19 protein-coding genes are annotated in these 15956 nt (G+C 56.2%); 5 read left to right on the top strand and 14 right to left on the bottom strand.

The window, feature by feature from the left end:
* Positions 1–5: 5 nt before the first annotated feature.
* From VGK23_11020 to ftsZ (VGK23_10975), 10 genes are all read right to left on the bottom strand, one after another.
* The gene (locus VGK23_11020) at positions 6–1187 is read right to left on the bottom strand and encodes a glycine cleavage system aminomethyltransferase GcvT (protein ID HEY3421071.1); all 1182 of its coding nucleotides are present in this window, start codon (positions 1185–1187) and stop codon (positions 6–8) included.
* Between the two features lie 42 nt (positions 1188–1229).
* Positions 1230–2396: an AAA family ATPase gene (locus tag VGK23_11015; GenBank protein HEY3421070.1), complete on the bottom strand. Its 1167-nt coding sequence runs from the start codon at positions 2394–2396 to the stop codon at positions 1230–1232.
* Entirely contained in the window at positions 2393–3361 is a 969-nt protein-coding gene (locus tag VGK23_11010) for an NGG1p interacting factor NIF3 (protein HEY3421069.1), read from the bottom strand. Before VGK23_11010 ends, VGK23_11015 begins: the two co-directional genes overlap by 4 nt.
* Before the next feature lie 192 nt (positions 3362–3553).
* On the bottom strand, positions 3554–3856 hold the full coding sequence (gene rpl12p / locus VGK23_11005; protein ID HEY3421068.1) for a 50S ribosomal protein P1: 303 nt from the start codon (positions 3854–3856) through the stop codon (positions 3554–3556).
* A gap of 21 nt (positions 3857–3877) precedes the next feature.
* Positions 3878–4738, bottom strand: a complete 861-nt coding sequence (locus VGK23_11000) for a 50S ribosomal protein L10 (protein ID HEY3421067.1) — start codon at positions 4736–4738, stop codon at positions 3878–3880.
* A 12-nt stretch (positions 4739–4750) separates the two neighbouring features.
* Positions 4751–5389, bottom strand: coding sequence for a 50S ribosomal protein L1 (locus tag VGK23_10995; GenBank protein HEY3421066.1), 639 nt, complete (start codon positions 5387–5389; stop codon positions 4751–4753).
* 103 nt (positions 5390–5492) lie between these two features.
* Positions 5493–5969, bottom strand: coding sequence for a 50S ribosomal protein L11 (locus tag VGK23_10990; protein HEY3421065.1), 477 nt, complete (start codon positions 5967–5969; stop codon positions 5493–5495).
* A 5-nt stretch (positions 5970–5974) separates the two neighbouring features.
* Positions 5975–6841, bottom strand: a complete 867-nt coding sequence (locus VGK23_10985; protein HEY3421064.1) for a transcription elongation factor Spt5 — start codon at positions 6839–6841, stop codon at positions 5975–5977.
* A gap of 28 nt (positions 6842–6869) precedes the next feature.
* A complete protein-coding gene (locus VGK23_10980) occupies positions 6870–7094 on the bottom strand; it encodes a protein translocase SEC61 complex subunit gamma (protein HEY3421063.1) in 225 nt (74 codons plus the stop codon).
* 65 nt (positions 7095–7159) lie between these two features.
* The gene (gene ftsZ, locus VGK23_10975; GenBank protein HEY3421062.1) at positions 7160–8272 is read right to left on the bottom strand and encodes a cell division protein FtsZ; all 1113 of its coding nucleotides are present in this window, start codon (positions 8270–8272) and stop codon (positions 7160–7162) included.
* A 317-nt stretch (positions 8273–8589) separates the two neighbouring features.
* Between ftsZ (VGK23_10975) and VGK23_10970 the strand changes: the two genes are divergently transcribed.
* Entirely contained in the window at positions 8590–8796 is a 207-nt protein-coding gene (locus VGK23_10970; protein HEY3421061.1) for a helix-turn-helix transcriptional regulator, read from the top strand.
* Between the two features lie 33 nt (positions 8797–8829).
* On the opposite strand, the gene ftsZ (VGK23_10965) is transcribed toward VGK23_10970, so the two are convergent.
* Positions 8830–9963, bottom strand: a complete 1134-nt coding sequence (ftsZ, locus tag VGK23_10965; GenBank protein ID HEY3421060.1) for a cell division protein FtsZ — start codon at positions 9961–9963, stop codon at positions 8830–8832.
* A gap of 191 nt (positions 9964–10154) precedes the next feature.
* Here ftsZ (VGK23_10965) and VGK23_10960 point away from each other — a divergent pair, with 191 nt between their 5' ends.
* Positions 10155–10427 (top strand): acylphosphatase, encoded by a 273-nt coding sequence (locus VGK23_10960; GenBank protein ID HEY3421059.1) that lies wholly within the window; start codon positions 10155–10157, stop codon positions 10425–10427.
* Here VGK23_10960 and VGK23_10955 read toward each other — a convergent pair.
* A complete protein-coding gene (locus VGK23_10955; protein HEY3421058.1) occupies positions 10424–11293 on the bottom strand; it encodes a TatD family hydrolase in 870 nt (289 codons plus the stop codon). The two genes, VGK23_10960 and VGK23_10955, sit on opposite strands and share 4 nt — an antisense overlap.
* Before the next feature lie 496 nt (positions 11294–11789).
* On the opposite strand from VGK23_10955, the gene VGK23_10950 reads away from it, so the two are divergent.
* Both VGK23_10950 and ftsZ (VGK23_10945) read left to right on the top strand, forming a co-directional pair.
* Entirely contained in the window at positions 11790–12101 is a 312-nt protein-coding gene (locus tag VGK23_10950; GenBank protein ID HEY3421057.1) for a ribbon-helix-helix domain-containing protein, read from the top strand.
* 27 nt (positions 12102–12128) lie between these two features.
* Positions 12129–13148 (top strand): cell division protein FtsZ, encoded by a 1020-nt coding sequence (gene ftsZ, locus VGK23_10945; GenBank protein ID HEY3421056.1) that lies wholly within the window; start codon positions 12129–12131, stop codon positions 13146–13148.
* A 5-nt stretch (positions 13149–13153) separates the two neighbouring features.
* On the opposite strand, the gene VGK23_10940 is transcribed toward ftsZ (VGK23_10945), so the two are convergent.
* Both VGK23_10940 and VGK23_10935 read right to left on the bottom strand, forming a co-directional pair.
* Positions 13154–13876, bottom strand: a complete 723-nt coding sequence (locus VGK23_10940; protein ID HEY3421055.1) for an RNA methyltransferase — start codon at positions 13874–13876, stop codon at positions 13154–13156.
* A 64-nt stretch (positions 13877–13940) separates the two neighbouring features.
* The gene (locus VGK23_10935; GenBank protein ID HEY3421054.1) at positions 13941–14954 is read right to left on the bottom strand and encodes a hypothetical protein; all 1014 of its coding nucleotides are present in this window, start codon (positions 14952–14954) and stop codon (positions 13941–13943) included.
* Positions 14955–15021: 67 nt separating this feature from the next.
* Here VGK23_10935 and truA point away from each other — a divergent pair, with 67 nt between their 5' ends.
* Positions 15022–15822 carry a tRNA pseudouridine(38-40) synthase TruA gene (truA, locus tag VGK23_10930; protein HEY3421053.1) on the top strand — a complete coding sequence of 267 codons (801 nt, stop codon included), beginning with the start codon at positions 15022–15024 and terminating at the stop codon, positions 15820–15822.
* Positions 15823–15956 lie beyond the last annotated feature (134 nt).

Genomic DNA, 15956 nt, shown 5'->3' with positions numbered 1-15956 from the left:
AATGCTCACTTCCTTATGAACGGCGGGATAACCACATGGGCGGGCACCCGCATATCTCTTATGGCGACGGTTAGCTCGCTCCCGGGCTTAGAGAATTCCGGTATCATGTAGCCCAGGGCGATCCCCTTCCTAAGGCACGGTGACAGGGTCCCGCTGGTGATATGGCCGATTTCTTTGCCATCTTTAAGCAAGGGGTATCCTTGCCGGGGTATGCCCCGGTCGTCGAGGACCATCGCCGTCAACCGGGGAAGGGGAAGGCCCGCATCCCGGAGTAGGGCTTCCTTGCCGATGAAGTCATGTTCCCATTTGATCGCCCAACCAGGACCGGTCTGCACCGTGCTCTGGCTGCCGTCGAAGTCGGTTCCGGAGAGCAGGTAGCCCATCTCCAGCCTCAGGCTGTCCCTGGCCCCCAGCCCGGCCGGAAGCAGGCCATGTTTAGCGCCCATACTGATGATGAGGTTCCAGATGGCGACCGCCGCCCGGGAGTCACATACCACCTCGAATCCATCCTCGCCGGTATATCCAGTGCGTGAAAGCATGATCCTGGCACCGAAAGGTCCTCCCGGCCAGACACCGGCTTCCTCCAGATCGAGACCGATCTCCTTATCTAAGAGCAGGGGCGGCCGCAGCCCGGTGACGAGGTCCTTCGGCTGGCCATCGATCTCCAGCGCCGTGATGACAAAATGGAACCGTTTGACAGATGACAGGTCCCGGTCCGTCAGCCGTTGAAGGAGCGCCCCCGCCTCCGGTCCTTGGACGGCGAAACAGGCTATCTCGTCGGTCACGTCCATTACTTCCTGGTCTGTTGTATGGTCCTTGATCCATTGGAACACCGTTCCGGTCATCGAGGCGTTGGGTACCAGCAGGTAGCCGTCCTCAGTTATGCGATAGACAATGGTATCGTCGATGATCCGGCCCTCATCGTTGAGGATATGGCCATAGATGCCTTTGCCTACCGGCATTCCTGCGGGATCGTTGGTCATCAGACGGTTTACCAGTGACCCGGCCCCTTCCCCCCGGATGATGATGTCCCCCATGTGGGAAACGTCGAAGATGCCTACCCGCTTTCGCACATTGATGTGCTCATCGGCAATGCCGGTGTACTGCAGCGGCATCTCCCATCCGCCGAAGTCGATCATGCGGGCTCCGGAAGAGACGTGCCAGTCATACAATGGGGTCCTCTTCATGCCCTGAAGAAGCCACTCCCCCGTAGAATATGTTTGCCCCGGTCACTCGATGGTGAGCATCTTCTCCAGCATCTCTTTTAGCACCTTGGTCGGCACGTCCGGGATGGATATGTAGGTGGTCCGTCCTCCGGCGGCGTCGCCTGACACCTTCGTCTGGACGATCCCCTCGTTCGCGATCCCCTGGATATATGCCCAGAACTGGGTATGCGCCCGCGGTTTTTCTCCGTACTCCTCGGCGACCACTTTATAGACCTTCTCCGCATCGCCGGTGGTCACGTAGGCCTCGTCCCTCATCGCCCTGGCCACAGCCAAGAGCACGATCTTGCGCTGCCGGTCGAGCTGGTCCACCTTGCTCTCCGTGACGATGGAATAGGTCAGCGCCTTGGCCGCACGGACGTGCTCCGGACCGACCGCCGGAGCGCTCTCTTCCTCGGCCATCATCCCAGCGCGGTCAAGCAGTTCGATGGCGAACCGGGCGTCGCCCCATTCCGAGGCGATGTCCGCGACCAGGTCGATCGAGTCCCTCCTGACCATTCCCTGATGGAATGCCAGCTCGACCCTGTCGGCGACTATGTCCCGCAGCTCCTCGGTGTTGTACTTGTCGAACTGGATCGCGTTGGCCCGACGGAAGGTCGAGAAGGCGGCCGGATCGAGCAGGTCCAGAACGTACTTCTGGGAGACCAGGATCAATGAGAGGGAAGGTCTGGCACCGACGGTCTCCTCGTCGAACCGGGAAAGCTGATAGATGAGGTCGCTGGCTCCCTTCCTGATCAGGATGTCCGCCTCGTCCAGCACCACCACCAGGTGCATCTTGTTCTTTTCCAGGTGCTTCCGGATGGCCCGCAGCATCTCCGCGATGCTGAAACCCCGGTCCGGGTAGTGTTCGTCGAAGTGGGTGACCAGACGTTGGAGCACCGCGCTCTCCGAGTTGCGCTGCCGGCAATTGATGATGATATAATCGATGACCCGCCCCTGCTCGCCGCCCTGCTTCTTCAGGTCGATGCAGAACCTCTTCGATGTGGCGGTCTTCCCGGTACCGACATTGCCGATCAGGAACGCCGTCTGTGACATGGCACCTTCCAGCACCGGCCGGAAGATCATCCACAATTTGTCCAGCTGCCGCTCCCTGTGGACCAGCTTCTCTGGCACATAGTCGAAGGACAGCTTCGATTCATCCTTGAACAGTTTGCGGGGGGCGACCTGTCTCAATTTCCACTCCTCTTTACCCTGATGAAGCCGGAGCAGGGAGTTATCTCCACCCCGTTCTGTTCGACCCGGTCGGCGAACAGGTTCACGCCAAGCGAATCCGATGCCATGTGGCCGGATATGATGATGTTCACATGGTTCTTGCGGGCCTCCTCTATGTGGCTCTCCGGGACGTGCATGCAGATGACCGTGCCGACGCCCGCTTGGGCCAGTTTCTCATAGACGTCCTTTGGGTAGGCGGTGCCCCCGCACATCTTGACCGATATCTTGCCCGTATGGCGCGACCGGTCACCCACCCAAACCTCTGGAGGGTTGTTGTGGCTGATCGCGTAACGCATCTCGGGTAGCGACGACAGCACCTTGAGGACATCCTCGACGCGTTCCGGCCTCTTCTCCTCAATCAGGTCCTGCAGGAAGCGCTGGACCAGGATATCCGTTGGCTGGTGCAGGCACATCAACGGCATGTTCATCAGGCGCGCCGCATCGACCGTCTGCTCGTGGTTGCCGGAGGCGATGGCGTTGTGCACCTCCCGGATCCTCGGAGAGACGATGTCCTCAGCCACATTGATGGAGATGCCGGCCTGCTGCATCAGCGTCTCCTGCACATGCATGACCTCATAGAAATTGGCGTGGGCATAGCCGTTCGGATGATGGCTGATGGTGGCATCGATACGCTTGCCTTTCTCCCGCAACCGGTCGGCGAGCATTATCTCGCCCGTCCCGATATCGATGCCCCAGAGGACCCCTTCCACCTCTGTCGAAGGGTCGCCATGGAGAAGACGAGAATCGGCATACGGGTTCCATAGCTGGTCCCTATCGAACAGCTCCTGGTCGGTCGGGTCCATCTTCTTGTAGCGTTCGCCGACCCGCTTCAGCTCCACCTCTATCTCCTCTTTCGTTCGCAGATCGGCGTCCATCCCCATCTGGACCGCAAGCTTGTAGATGTCGATGAGCTTCATTTCAAACATTCAATGAAAATGTGTATGCATTAGAAATAGGTTGTTAGAATCCCCGCCTCTAAATTCCAGATTTCCTCGGGTCATGAACGATGTTGCATGACCTCGATGGCATCCCCGCTTCAGTTGGGATGTAAAAAACAGATGAAGGGATTTGGGGGCTTTCGCCCCGGGGTTTGAAGCGCCTCTGAGGCACCAGTTCGTTTAACCGAACAGGGCGGAGAGACCGGCTGCGGCCTCTTCCTCAGTGACTGCCGGCTCTTCCGGCTTCTCTTCCTTCTTTGCTGCCGGGGCGGCTGCTGCTGGAGCGGCTGCGGCCGGGGCTGCGGCGACCATCGCGGAGGCGATTGCCTCGTCGATGTTGACGCCCTCGAGGGATGCGGTCAAGGCCTTGACCTTGGCTGCATCTGCCTCGATTCCAGCTCCCTTGAGGATCGCGATTACGCCATCCTCGTTGATCGGCTTTCCTGCTGCGTGAAGCACCAATGCGCTGTATATGTATTCCATTTTTCTTACCTCCTTGTTTTCTTACTTCTTTTCGTGTTTCTCGGAGAGCGCTGAAACGGCTAGCATTTCGGCGTTCGCCTTTGCCAAGAGTATCTTGATGTTGTCCTTGGTCGGTATGACGGCCTTTACGCTGACTGCCATCGCTTCTCTGTACGCCTTGGCGAACAGCGGGACGACGGTCTGCGGGGTCACATACGCGATCTTCATGCTCAAGGCCATGGCTTGCCTGGAGCCCATTGACAGCATCGAGCTGTAGTAGTCCTCTGGGATGTTCAGTACGTCCCTTCCGTAGAGAACGCCTTCGTCGAACGCGGCTACGAGATCAAGGCCGACTGTCATCGGCATTATCTCGAGCTTCGGTAGGATCTTGGCTATCTCTTCAGAAATGGCGTCGCCCTTCTTGACCAGGACCTTCTCCTTCTTGATGACGATCTTGCCGCCCTCGATACCGGCGGGGATCCCTGCCTTTTGCAGTTCACCGACGATCGGGCCTGGCTTGAACGGGGTGTCCCCCGCCTTGATCACGATGTCCTCGGGCGCTATGTCGCCTGGCTTTGCCGGCGCTGCGCTCTTGGTCGATTCCATCTCGCGGAATAGCCTGAACGGGTTGACATCGGTGGTGACCACGGCGCACTGGGAACTGACAGACTCTAGGAGTTTCTCCAGTCCCGGCCGGTCCTTGGCCGCCTGCTCGATCGCAATATCGATCAAGTTGTTCCTCGACATCATGATGGACGCCTTTGCTCTGAGTCCCTGCCTCATCTGCTGAAGCTGGGCGGACGGTATGCCGTGTACGTCGACGATGGCGACCACTTTCTTGCTGGTCATCGCATTCGTCAGTTCCTGGACCTTTTCCTTCTTCCAAGCTGCGACGTGTGCCATAATCGACCCTCCTCAGATGAGCCTCTCTGCAGGGCCCATGGTCGTCTTGATATAAGCCGACCGGATGTTCATCGTTCCCTTTTCCAGCTTGACCGCGATCCTCTTGATTATGAGGTCGATGTTGTCAGCGATCTGTTCCGGAGTCAGATCAGTCGTACCTACCGGGACATGGAATGTCATCTTGTCCTTGCTTCTGATGGCGACGGACTTCCTCAGGTTGTCCACCATCGGTTTCGGGTCGGCGCCTGGGGCGATTGGCCTCGGCATCTTTCCCCGGGGAGCGAGCACGATACCCAATCTCTTACCGACGGTCGGCATCAGTGGCGCTTCGCAGACGAAGAAATCGTGTCCTGCGGCAACCTTCTTTGCCTCCCTCTTGTTGTCGGCGAGGGTTCCCAGCTCCTCTGGGGTGACGACCTTATCGGCGACGTTCTTGGCCTTCTGGGCAAGTTCGCCACCGCCGATGATGCAGACCTTGACAGCCCTTCCCCTACCATGAGGCAAGATGATATCTTCCTGTATCCTGTTCTTCGGGATAGAAAGATCCACATCCTTCAGGTTTATCGATAGGTCGACCGTCTCTCTAAAATTGCGCTTCGGAGATTTCTCCAGCGCCTTCTTGACGGCCGTTAGTGTTGTCTTCTCTGCCAATGCAATTCCTCCTGTAGTAGTAACGAGTTGCCTCTCCTACAGAGCGGGTAGGCCCTAAATGGGCCTACCGTTTATAAAACTATTGTAAAGGGACGGGGGCTGTTCAGGCCCCGAATTTTGCGTCCCACTTGCCCTCGTCGATCTCCCTCAGGATGTCCCTCGGCTCCTTGCCCTCGACGGTGATACCGCACGAGACGCAGGTTCCGATGACCTCCTTGGCACGGTGCTTCTGGTCCTTGCCCATGAGAGAGTCCTTCTTCATCTCGGAGACCTTTACGGCCTGCTCCATGGAGATGTTTCCGGCCTTGGTCGCCTTCGGGGCGCCCGATCCCTTCTCCACACCCAGCTCCTTGAACAGGAGCGCGGATGTCGGCGGGGTGCCGACCTTGATCTCGAAGGTCTTGTTCGCGTTGATCGTGATCTTGACCGGGACCTTCATCCCCGCGAAGGCCTGGGTCTTCTCGTTGATCTTCTGCACTACCTGGACGACGTTGATCCCGGTCGGGCCCAGCGCTGGGCCGAGCGGCTGTCCGGGGGTGGCCTTGCCACCGTCTACTAGCACTTCAATAGTCTCTGGCATTATACTCACTTCTCCTTCTCGAGGACTCTCACGTGGTCGCCTCTAACGGTGACCGGTATCGGAACGGTCGCCTCGAACAGCTCGACGGTGATCTCTTCCTTGCTCTCATCGATCTTCTGGACCCTGGCCTTCTCGCCCTTGAACGGACCGGCGACCAGTTCGACCACGTCACCCTCCATGATCCCGGAAACCAGCGGCTTCGGGGTCAGGAAGTGCTCTATCTCGCTGAAGCTCGTCTCGCCTTCCACCAGGCCCTTGGCCTTGCGGACGCCGCGGACGGTCTCCCGGACTAGGTCAGTGTTCATAGCTTCCATGAAGACGTAACCATCCAACTTGCCCGGGGCAAGTATGGCGAAAATACCGGTGTTGCCGGTCTTGGCCTTGCTGGAAACGCCGTCTGCGACGTTCCTCTCATGGCCGATCGAGGTCTTTAGGACCAGGATAGATTGTCTGGCGGTCGCGCTGAACTCTTTTGCCGCGCAGACCTGGTCTCCAAGGCAGACCTCCAGCTCGATGGTCACCTTGTCATTGTAACGGGCCCCTTTGGGCGCCTCTACGATGAGCTTAAGATCTTTCGGGCGCGGGCCGTCCAGATTGAACTCGATCTGAGGTGAACCGGCAGCTTGGCTCTCCCACAGCGATGCCCCCGTGGCATCCGTGATCTTGATCTCCCATTCCGGAGCTCCCTCTTCCAGGGTAATCTTCGCGCGTAGAACGACCTTCTTCTTGCCGCTATCGTTGCTCTTCACCTGTAGCGGCCAGGTCGTGACGGATCCTGCTGCCATGACGCTGGGGGCGTTATCTCCGCTAAGTGAGACAGAACCGGCGCCCTGCGTCTGGGGCATTAGTGTCTGGTTATCTTCATCAGTCATACGATATACCCCGGCAATGAAACGGACATCAGCCGAACAGTCCCGGCAAGTACTTCCATATTAAGTATATTGCGAAACCCATCCCACCGATGAGGATGATGCCTAGTCCAGTGATCATGACGGTCTTGACGTATTCATCTGGAGTCGGCTTCCGGGCCATTTTGATTACTCGGCCGTACTTACCCTTGCCGATCCTCTTGACCCTATCTTCGATAGTCTCTTGGACTTCCCAGGATTTCTCGACGATGTCCATTTTAAGCACTCTTGAAGAGGGGTCTATTAGTTTTCTCTAGATAATCCTTTCCTCACGTATCTGCATCATTTGATGAAATCTACGTTCATCGCCTTTACAGACTTCGATTCCTTCGGACCGAGGATGTTCTTCGATTTGACCCCTGTGATGACCACCATTACCCGGATACGGTTCTCCAGGGCCGGATCGACCGATGCTCCCCAGATGATCCTTGCGTTGGGTGAGACCTTGGCCTGTATCAGTTCGGCCACCTTCTGGGCGTCCCCGATGGACATGTCCTCTCCGCCGGTGACGTTCACCAGCACTCCATTGGCCCCGGAAATGTCGACGTTGATGAGCGGTGAGTTGATCGCCTCCTCAACCGCGTCCTCCACCCGGTCGTCCGCCTCCCCTTCTCCCATGCCGATCATGGCCACGCCGCCCCCCTTCATGATGGTGCGCAGGTCGTTGAAGTCGAGGTTGACCAATCCTGGCTTGGTGATCAGTTCGGTGATCCCTTTGATGGCCCTCATGAGGACCTCGTCGGCTACCTTGAACGCCTGGTTTAGTGAATATCGGGGAACAAGCTCGATGAGCTTGTCGTTCGGGATGACGATAACGGTATCGGCGACCGCCCTCATCCTTTCCAGCCCCCATTCGGCATTTTCCGCCCTGATGGTCCCTTCTGCTTTGAACGGGGAGGTGACGATCGCGATCGTGAGCGCTCCCATATCCTTTGCCAGCTGGGCGATGTAAGGAGCTGAACCGGTACCCGTGCCTCCGCCCAATCCAGCTGTGACGAATACGATATCGGCTCCTTGGAGGGCCTTCCTTAGCTCCTCCTCGGCCTCCCTGGCCGCCTCTTCTCCCACCTGGGGCAGGGCTCCGGCGCCGAGTCCGCGGGTGCTTCTCCTGCCCAGCAGGATCTTCCTGTGCGCCCGCGTCACCAGCAGGTGCTGGGCATCGGTGTTGGCCGCATACAGGTCGGCATCCTTGATGTTGGATGCATAAAGCCGATCGATGGTGTTCGATCCTCCGCCCCCGCAGCCGATGATCTTGATGTTCGTCCTCAGCCCCATCAGGATCTTCGTGAGCTCTTCATCATCCTGAGAGTAAGGTTTTCCATACTGCGTCTGAACTGGCTCTGCTGCGCCTGCAGGTCCTGCACGGGTAAGGGCGTCGGTGATGAACGATTTCAAGGTGAATTCCTCCACATATTGGCCATGACTGCATCGCTGGCAATGTATGGTTAATGTCGTTAGAGGCTTGGGGTGTATAAAACATTTCGGTGATGATTTAGATATAATTAGATTTTCTCGTGATATCCGCTACCCTTCTTTTTCCTGTCTGGATGCGCTAATGTTGGAAGTCACGATAAAAATATTGTTAGTTTTTAGAGCATTCATGTAAAGTGTTATTTACTATTTGATATTAACACATTACAATTAGAAACGCAATGTTATCAATATGTACATAACGTCGAACGTCATCACTAGTAATGTCCCCGAGTGAACCTATGAAGAACAATCTCCGTGTATACCGGGCGCTCACGAACATGACCCAAGCCGAGCTAGCGGAGAAGATCGGCGTCAGCAGGCAGACGATCATCTGCATAGAGAACGAAAGGTTCGACCCTTCGCTTGAGCTCGCCTTCAAGATATCACGCTTCTTCAAGGTGAGAATTGAGGATGTCTTCCTGTTCGATCAGAAAGAGAAACTGTAGAAGAAGGGAAAAGGTTTCTGTCGGACGTGTGGCTTACTTAATGAAGTCGACGTCCGAGCCCTTGAGCTTTGCCTGCTCGCTGGACTTTCCGAGGATCTGCTTGGAGTGGACTCCGGCGATGACGACCATCACCCGGATCTTGTGCTCCAGCGCAGGGTCCACGCCCGCACCCCAGATGATCCTGGCATTGGGGCTGACCTTCTTCTGCACTTCTTCCGCTACCTTCTGGGCGTCGCCGATGGTCATGTCCGGTCCGCCGACAACGTTGACCAGCACGCCATTCGCGGTGCTTATGTCGACCTCTAACAGCGGTGAGTTGAGCGCCATCTGGATGGCTTCCAATGCCCGGTCCTCCACGTGACCGGTGGACTCTCCCATGCCAATCATGGCCACACCCGCTCCCTTCATGATGGTGCGCAGGTCGTTGAAGTCGAGGTTGACCAATCCTGGCTTGGTGATCAGTTCGGTGATCCCCTTGATGGCCCTGGTAAGGACCTCGTCTGCAACTTTGAAGGCCTGGTTAAGAGACAGTCTGGGGTACAGCTCCAGCAGTTTGTCGTTCGGGATGACGATGACCGTATCGGCGGCATTCCTGAGCCTCTCCAGACCCCACTCCGCGTTCTCCATCCTCATCTTACCCTCGCCTTTGAAGGGGGTGGTCGTTACCGCGATCGTCAGTGCGCCTGCGTCCTTGGCGATCCCGGCCACGACCGCAGCGGCTCCGGTACCGGTGCCTCCGCCCATGCCTGCCGTAACGAATACGATGTTCGCGTCCTGCACGGCCTTGCGAATTTCCTGTTCAGCCTCTTGGGCCGCCTGCTCTCCCGCTTGCGGTAGCGCTCCCGCTCCCAGGCCGCGGGTGCTTCTTCTTCCAAGAAGAATCTTGTGCTGCGCGCGGACCATCAGCAAGTGCTGCGCGTCAGTGTTCGCTGCATAAGTCTCTGCACCTACGATCTGTTCATCGTAGATCCGGTTGATTGTGTTGGAACCGCCTCCGCCGACACCGAAGATCTTTATGTTGGTTCTCAGCGTTTGCAGAATTGCGATGAGTTCGTCATCCACTCCGTCTGCCTGCTTGAAGGCCGGCTGAGCCGCGGGCGCCTGCTCGAACTTTGGTACTGGCACGTCGTCCCTGGCCAGTGCATCCTCGACTAATGATTTCAACATCCCATTTCCCTTCCTGATAGCCTGAAGTAACCACTAATATTAATCCCCATATGCTGACGGATTATAAAAATCATATCGGGGTTTTGTTGCCAGGCGATAAAAACAATCTGTTTTGATAGCCAGTAAAGGAAAACCGCCCGTGGAAAAAATAATAATCACAACGGCATTGTCCGGTGTAAGTGGCCAATAAAATGAAATCCCGGGTAGAAGTGATATTCAAGGGTAAGGTCCAGGGTGTCTACTTCCGCGATTACACCCGAAGGTTCGCCATGCAGAAGGAGGTATTCGGGTGGGTAAAGAACCTTCCCGACGGTACGGTCAAGGCGGTCTTTGAGGGAGACAGGGAGAACATCGAAGAGGTCATAAGGATGCTAAGAGAGGAGCACCCATATGCCCGTGTCGATGGCATGGACGCGGTTTGGACCGAATATCGTGATCAGTATGACAGGTTCGAGATACTCTAGTCTCCAGGTCTTTCCAGATCTATCCCGTAGACCTTCTTCGGATTGTCCTTGTTGACCTTCCAAACGGCTTCGATCAAATCCGATGTGGCAATGCCGGACTGAACGATGCCTTTGATCCTCTTCGGCACGGTATCGATGGGGAGCACCGCTCCCGGACGGGTCGGTTCGTCCATGAAATCGGTCTCGAGGAAGAAACGGTTCCCCTTTCTGAACGCCTCCTGAACGTTGCCTCTTGAGGCAAGGACTGATGCCATGAGTCCCCGATTCTCCTCCTCTAGCACCAAAGGAGGCGAGTAGTGTTTGACAACCTTTCCCCTTTCCAGTCCGACAGAGTCAGCCATGCGGCCGAGGTCCTCCATGGTCTCTGGAGTGGCGGTCTCGGCGTGGATGACGATGGGGCATGACGCCTCCTTGGCGAGCGACATGCCGTAATGGAGAATATCGTTGGAGGCTTCCATGATATCGGAGGGCACCTCAAAATGGGGCCTGCCAACCTCACCGATGGCTATGGCCTTGCCCTCTCGCACCAGCCGGGCGGCCGACTCCATTCCCTCCTTCATCATCTGGGTGGCAGGCCCTATACCATGGGTTTTGGCCAGGTCGATCAGCAGGACCGGATACGGACCCAAGGTCACGAAGACCTTTACCTTCGAATCCCGGTTGCAGCGCTCGGCCGTGTCCATGGTTATTCGGTACGACCTTTCGAAATCAGCGCCGTTCGTTATCGGCAGTTCATCATATGGCATGTGGCTGAGGATGGCGTGGGTACCGCCTGCCTTCTCGAACTCTTTTATTGCTTCGACGTTACGGCCTCTAGGTTGCAGGTGAAGGTGATTGTCCATTATAGGAAAGTCGATCTTCATCATGAACGCACCTCCATGCTCAGCATTTTCGACGTCTCGACCACGCATCCGCAACGTCCTGTGGCTTTTTAGCATCTGCGCATGATGTTAGGATTCAAGATTGGTTTCCATGTTCGATTGATTGGACAGAGGCCAGGTCGCCTTCATGCCGTTGGTTCGAGCTTGTCAGATTTAGGGAATCAGATCCGTTCTCATGATAGATCTGGTCCAGGGTCGGACATTCAAGACAGGTTGATGGGCATAATAGATCCATGACAATAGAAGATCGTCATCGAAGTGCTGCGAAGTGGTCTCTTCGGAATATTTGTAACTGTTGACCCGAATACGACACTGTTCAAAATTCAGCTACGTATGTCGACGAAGTCTGGTCGTGTTCGTCGTCATTATTGTCAGACGCTATTTGATTCGCTAACTTTTAAATATTCTCAAGTGAATCATCCAATTTGTCAGACGTTTTGGCAAAAAGCGTCAGACAAATCAACGGAACAAGAGTTGTGTCATGGTCGACAGCGAACGGATCACGGTCAGGATTCCTGCCGAAAAGCTGCAAGCATTACAGGCACTGGTGGACAACGGCAAATTCCCGACCATCTCCGACGCGATAAGGGCGGCGATCGAGACATTCGTCGAGACGCATACCACGCCCGATTACATCGGAAGGGTAACCGTGGAGCTGCCGAAGACCAAGATAGTTGAACTACAAGCACTCGTCAAGGACGGAGACTCGGTCTCCATAGACGACGCCATCAGGAATGCTGTACGGGAATATGTCAGAATGCGCCTGGAGAAGGCGGTCAGCGAGTTGAAGTGAAGACACGCTTTCCGTGAGGTAATCAAGATGGGGATTGGCTCGGGATGGAAAGACCAGTCAGGCATCGACGCGCCTGATCTGAAGATACTCGTCATCGGATGCGGAGGCGGTGGCTGTAACAGCATTACCAGGCTGAATCGCATCGGCCTAGAGTCAGCCATGACCATCGCCATAAACACAGACCAGCGCAGTCTGAAGGACACCCGTTGCGAGAATCGTGTTCTGATCGGGGCAAACTTCACCCATGGGCTGGGCGCTGGAGGGCTCCCGGAGGTGGGGGAACAGTGCGCGCGCAACTGTGCCAACCTGTTCTGCGAGATGTTCAACGACGTTGACCTTACTTTCATAATAACCGGCATGGGAGGCGGAACCGGAACCGGGGCGTCCCCGGTCATAGCGGAGTATGCCCAGAAGGCCGGCTCCATAGTCATATCGATAGCCACGATGCCGTTCAAGATCGAGTCTGGCACCAGGCGTCGGAACGCCATGATAGGGCTCAATCGGCTCAATGAATATTCGAACACCGTACTTGTCCTGGACAACAACCGCCTCCTGCAGATGGTGGACAACCTGCCGATGAACCAGGCCCTCGGAGTAATGGATGCGCTGGTCTCCGAGCTGATCAAAGGGCTGGTGGACGCGCTGACAAAACCGTCATTGATCAACCTCGATTTTGCCGATCTTCGGACCATCATAAAACATGGAGGGATATCCACGCTCCTTTACGCTGAGAATGCCGACCCTGAAGGCGTCGTTCGTGATGCGGTGGAGAATCCATTGCTGGATGTGGACATCAAGGGAGGCACCGGTGCTCTGATCCACATATCCGGAGGCAGCAACCTCACGCTCCGGCGGGTCCATCGGATAGTGGAAGGGCTGACGGAGCAGCTTGATGTGGATGCCAACGTGAAGTTTGGCGTAAGGACGGTGGAGGATGACAACGAAACGATCAGGCTAATAGCGCTGGTCACTGGAATATCCGAACTCCCTCCGGCTGCCGGTCCGATCGATGACATCAACGTAGTGATCGGAAAATACCGGCGCTGAACCGGTCACTTTTCCTTTTCCGCCTTCTCGAGCCGCTTTATCTTCTTGGCCGCGTCACCGATGACGCCCATTATGGTGTGGAACTCCCAGCTGGTCGGGATGGCACGGCCCATCATCCTCTTGAACATGATGCTGGTCTTTTCCCTGCGATGATCTGGGTAGTCGACCGCGTCGAGCAAAGAATCGAAGAACTGGTACAATTTGTCCTTTTCGAACTCGGTCGCCTTCTTCGGATTGCTTGGCTTGCCATGACTGGCGAAGATCTCGTACATGACGATGGTGGCAGCGTGGGATAAGTTGAGGATCGGGTATTCCTCGTTAGACGGTATGTTGACCAATATGTCGCATCGGGTCAGCTGTTCTTGTGTCAGCCCGATGTCCTCCCTTCCGAAGACCAGCGCCACCTCGTCCTCCTGGTCGTCTATCCTCAAGGCCAGTTCCCTAGGGGTGATCGGTATCCGGATGAAGTGCTTGTCCCCGTAGGTGATGATGCCGCTTGTACCTACGACAAGGAAGCAGCCTGCGATAGCCTCTTCGAAGGTGGTGACGGTGGTCGCACCCCTGAGGATATGATTGCCATGCTTCGCCCTTTTGAACGCTTCCTCGGTGAGTTCGCATGGGTTTACCATGAACAGACGCTCGAAACCGAAATTACCCATCGACCTGGCCACCGCTCCCACGTTCCCGTCGGTCTGGGGCTCTACCAGGACGATCCTGAAGCTAGTCATCAATATCCCTTCGCTCAGCGAATCAACCAACGGTATAATTGTTTTCTGGAGGATCTGCCGCCCATCAGAGCCGATCGAGCTTCTTGAGCACCGCAAGCGCTCTGAGCGTGACCCACTGGCTGGGCGCTCCCTGTTTTTCAATCGTGGTAATGATCCTTCCGTTGTAGCTCCTCTCGTTCCTCCACAGGCCGTCCGAGCGGCGCTTGGACAGGACAAGCTCGATCGCATCCTCCATCCGCTCATCCCGGTATCCCAGGTCGGTCAGCACTTCGAGCATTTCCAGCGCGTCCGTGTCCCACATGAGGGGGAATCCCAGATTGATCCACCATTTCTTGGCGATTTGGCTCGGATCGTGGCTCCTCTTGAAGAGACGATGCTTAAGAAGATGCTCCGCCCCGGCGGAAGCGACGTTGGCCAAGGCCGTCGATCTCTCGTCCTTCGGGACCAATGAGATCGCCTTAAGGTCCTTGACCACGCCCATGTGGCAGGTGTGCTTTCCCCAGCAATTCTTACGGGTATATGGCCATCCCTTCGGGGCCGGTCCTTCGTTGTCGTCGAAACGCTGGTATTTCGCTATCCATTCTATGGCGGTCCGGACACGGCTATCGTCCTTCATGCCGAATCGCAGCATAGACCAAACGAGATTTCCGGTCAGACACGGTAGAATGCTTTCGGCGGAGCTGCCTTCGGCATTACCTTGATACCCGAATCCGCCGCACTCGTGCTGCGACCATCTCCACAGGAATTCGGACGCAGCCCTGATCCGACCGTCACTCCCATCGGCCTCCAGTTGTGCGAGCAGGATGAAGTTCCAGACCGTGCCCTTGTATTTACCGCCGACATAGAATTGTTCTTCACGGCCCCAGAATCCGCCTGGGTCTTGGGCGGCAAGGATCTTCGGTATCGGTCCCGATCGCATCGCTTCCTGGCGGGCTCGGAACACCTCCGGATCAGATCCGCGGAATCCTCCCAGCTCTGTCATGGCGGCCAGTCTTACAGTGGGATCGTCCGAAGAAACAAGGCGGTCGATGATCTCCTGATCGGCAGCTCCAACGCCCTGGTGCATCGAATCAACCATTAGCGGGATCCATAATCAATCTGCTGGAGCGCTAACCATAACTATCAGTACTGAGGTTAACGGTAATATGGTCTGGCATGCCGCAGTCATCATAGCATACGATGGGAGGGACTTCACCGGGTCCCAGAGGCAGCCCGATAAAGGGACCGTAGAGGACGAGTGCATACGGGCCCTTAAGAAGATCAAGGCCATCGATTCGGTAAAGGGATCCAGGTTCAGGGCCGCCAGCCGGACCGATCGGGGAGTTTCGGCGCTCGGCAACGTCATTGCCTTCGACACCGGATTCAAGCGGGACCGCTTGCTGCAGGCCTTGAACGCTGCGTCCGAGAATGTCTATTTCTGCGCCTATGCGGAGGTGGGTCCGGAGTTCACCCCTCGGCGGGCGAAGCAACGGTGGTACCGATATTTCCTGCCACTTGGGAAAGGGATGGACCTTGAGGCGATGGACAAGGTCGCTCAGGAGTTCGTAGGAAGGCACGATTTCAAAAGGTTCTGCAAGGCCGATGGCAAGAGCTCCGAGAAGACCATAGACTCGATCGTCCTGACCGATCTGGGAGACATTGTGGTGATAGATCTCAAGGGCCGGGAGTTCCTGCGTAATATGGTCAGGCGCATCGTGGCGACGTTGTCATCGGTTTCGGAAGGGAGCTCGACGATCGAGGAGGTCAGAGAGGCCCTTGAAGGTCGTGACATGTCGTTCGGGCTGGCTCCTTCCGAAGGGTTGGTCCTGATGAAGATCGATTATGGCATCGAATTCGTAGAGATGTGTCCTCCCACATTGGAGAGGAAAGCAAGGGCGAAAAGATCGGAAAAAATGATCGAGCTCCTATTCTACGATTCGCTTTCATCCAGATGTGGCTTGGATTGACCATCCAACATCGAGGTTTCGGGTCTGTTAATATATAAGATTAATTGTAGCATGCTCCGAATCCCTTCAAATATCCCCTCTACGGTCCGTGGATTAGGCTGAAGGAAGCAGCTTGTAGGTCTTTGGAGAAGGAC

Source organism: Methanomassiliicoccales archaeon (assembly GCA_036504055.1).
Lineage (GTDB): Archaea > Thermoplasmatota > Thermoplasmata > Methanomassiliicoccales > UBA472 > DASXVU01.
The sequence above is the reverse complement of the archived record's forward strand: the minus strand, read 5'-3'. Positions and strand labels throughout refer to the sequence as shown.

Coding starts and splice junctions, on each gene's coding strand:
- VGK23_11020 (HEY3421071.1), bottom strand. CDS start 1,187: ATGAAGAGGACCCCATTGTATGACTGGCACGTCTCTTCCGGAGCCCGC.
- VGK23_11010 (HEY3421069.1), bottom strand. CDS start 3,361: ATGTTTGAAATGAAGCTCATCGACATCTACAAGCTTGCGGTCCAGATG.
- rpl12p (HEY3421068.1), bottom strand. CDS start 3,856: ATGGAATACATATACAGCGCATTGGTGCTTCACGCAGCAGGAAAGCCG.
- VGK23_11000 (HEY3421067.1), bottom strand. CDS start 4,738: ATGGCACACGTCGCAGCTTGGAAGAAGGAAAAGGTCCAGGAACTGACG.
- VGK23_10990 (HEY3421065.1), bottom strand. CDS start 5,969: ATGCCAGAGACTATTGAAGTGCTAGTAGACGGTGGCAAGGCCACCCCC.
- VGK23_10985 (HEY3421064.1), bottom strand. CDS start 6,841: ATGACTGATGAAGATAACCAGACACTAATGCCCCAGACGCAGGGCGCC.
- VGK23_10980 (HEY3421063.1), bottom strand. CDS start 7,094: ATGGACATCGTCGAGAAATCCTGGGAAGTCCAAGAGACTATCGAAGAT.
- VGK23_10970 (HEY3421061.1), top strand. CDS start 8,590: ATGAAGAACAATCTCCGTGTATACCGGGCGCTCACGAACATGACCCAA.
- ftsZ (HEY3421060.1), bottom strand. CDS start 9,963: ATGTTGAAATCATTAGTCGAGGATGCACTGGCCAGGGACGACGTGCCA.
- VGK23_10960 (HEY3421059.1), top strand. CDS start 10,155: ATGAAATCCCGGGTAGAAGTGATATTCAAGGGTAAGGTCCAGGGTGTC.
- VGK23_10955 (HEY3421058.1), bottom strand. CDS start 11,293: ATGATGAAGATCGACTTTCCTATAATGGACAATCACCTTCACCTGCAA.
- VGK23_10950 (HEY3421057.1), top strand. CDS start 11,790: ATGGTCGACAGCGAACGGATCACGGTCAGGATTCCTGCCGAAAAGCTG.
- ftsZ (HEY3421056.1), top strand. CDS start 12,129: ATGGGGATTGGCTCGGGATGGAAAGACCAGTCAGGCATCGACGCGCCT.
- VGK23_10940 (HEY3421055.1), bottom strand. CDS start 13,876: ATGACTAGCTTCAGGATCGTCCTGGTAGAGCCCCAGACCGACGGGAAC.
- VGK23_10935 (HEY3421054.1), bottom strand. CDS start 14,954: ATGGTTGATTCGATGCACCAGGGCGTTGGAGCTGCCGATCAGGAGATC.
- truA (HEY3421053.1), top strand. CDS start 15,022: ATGGTCTGGCATGCCGCAGTCATCATAGCATACGATGGGAGGGACTTC.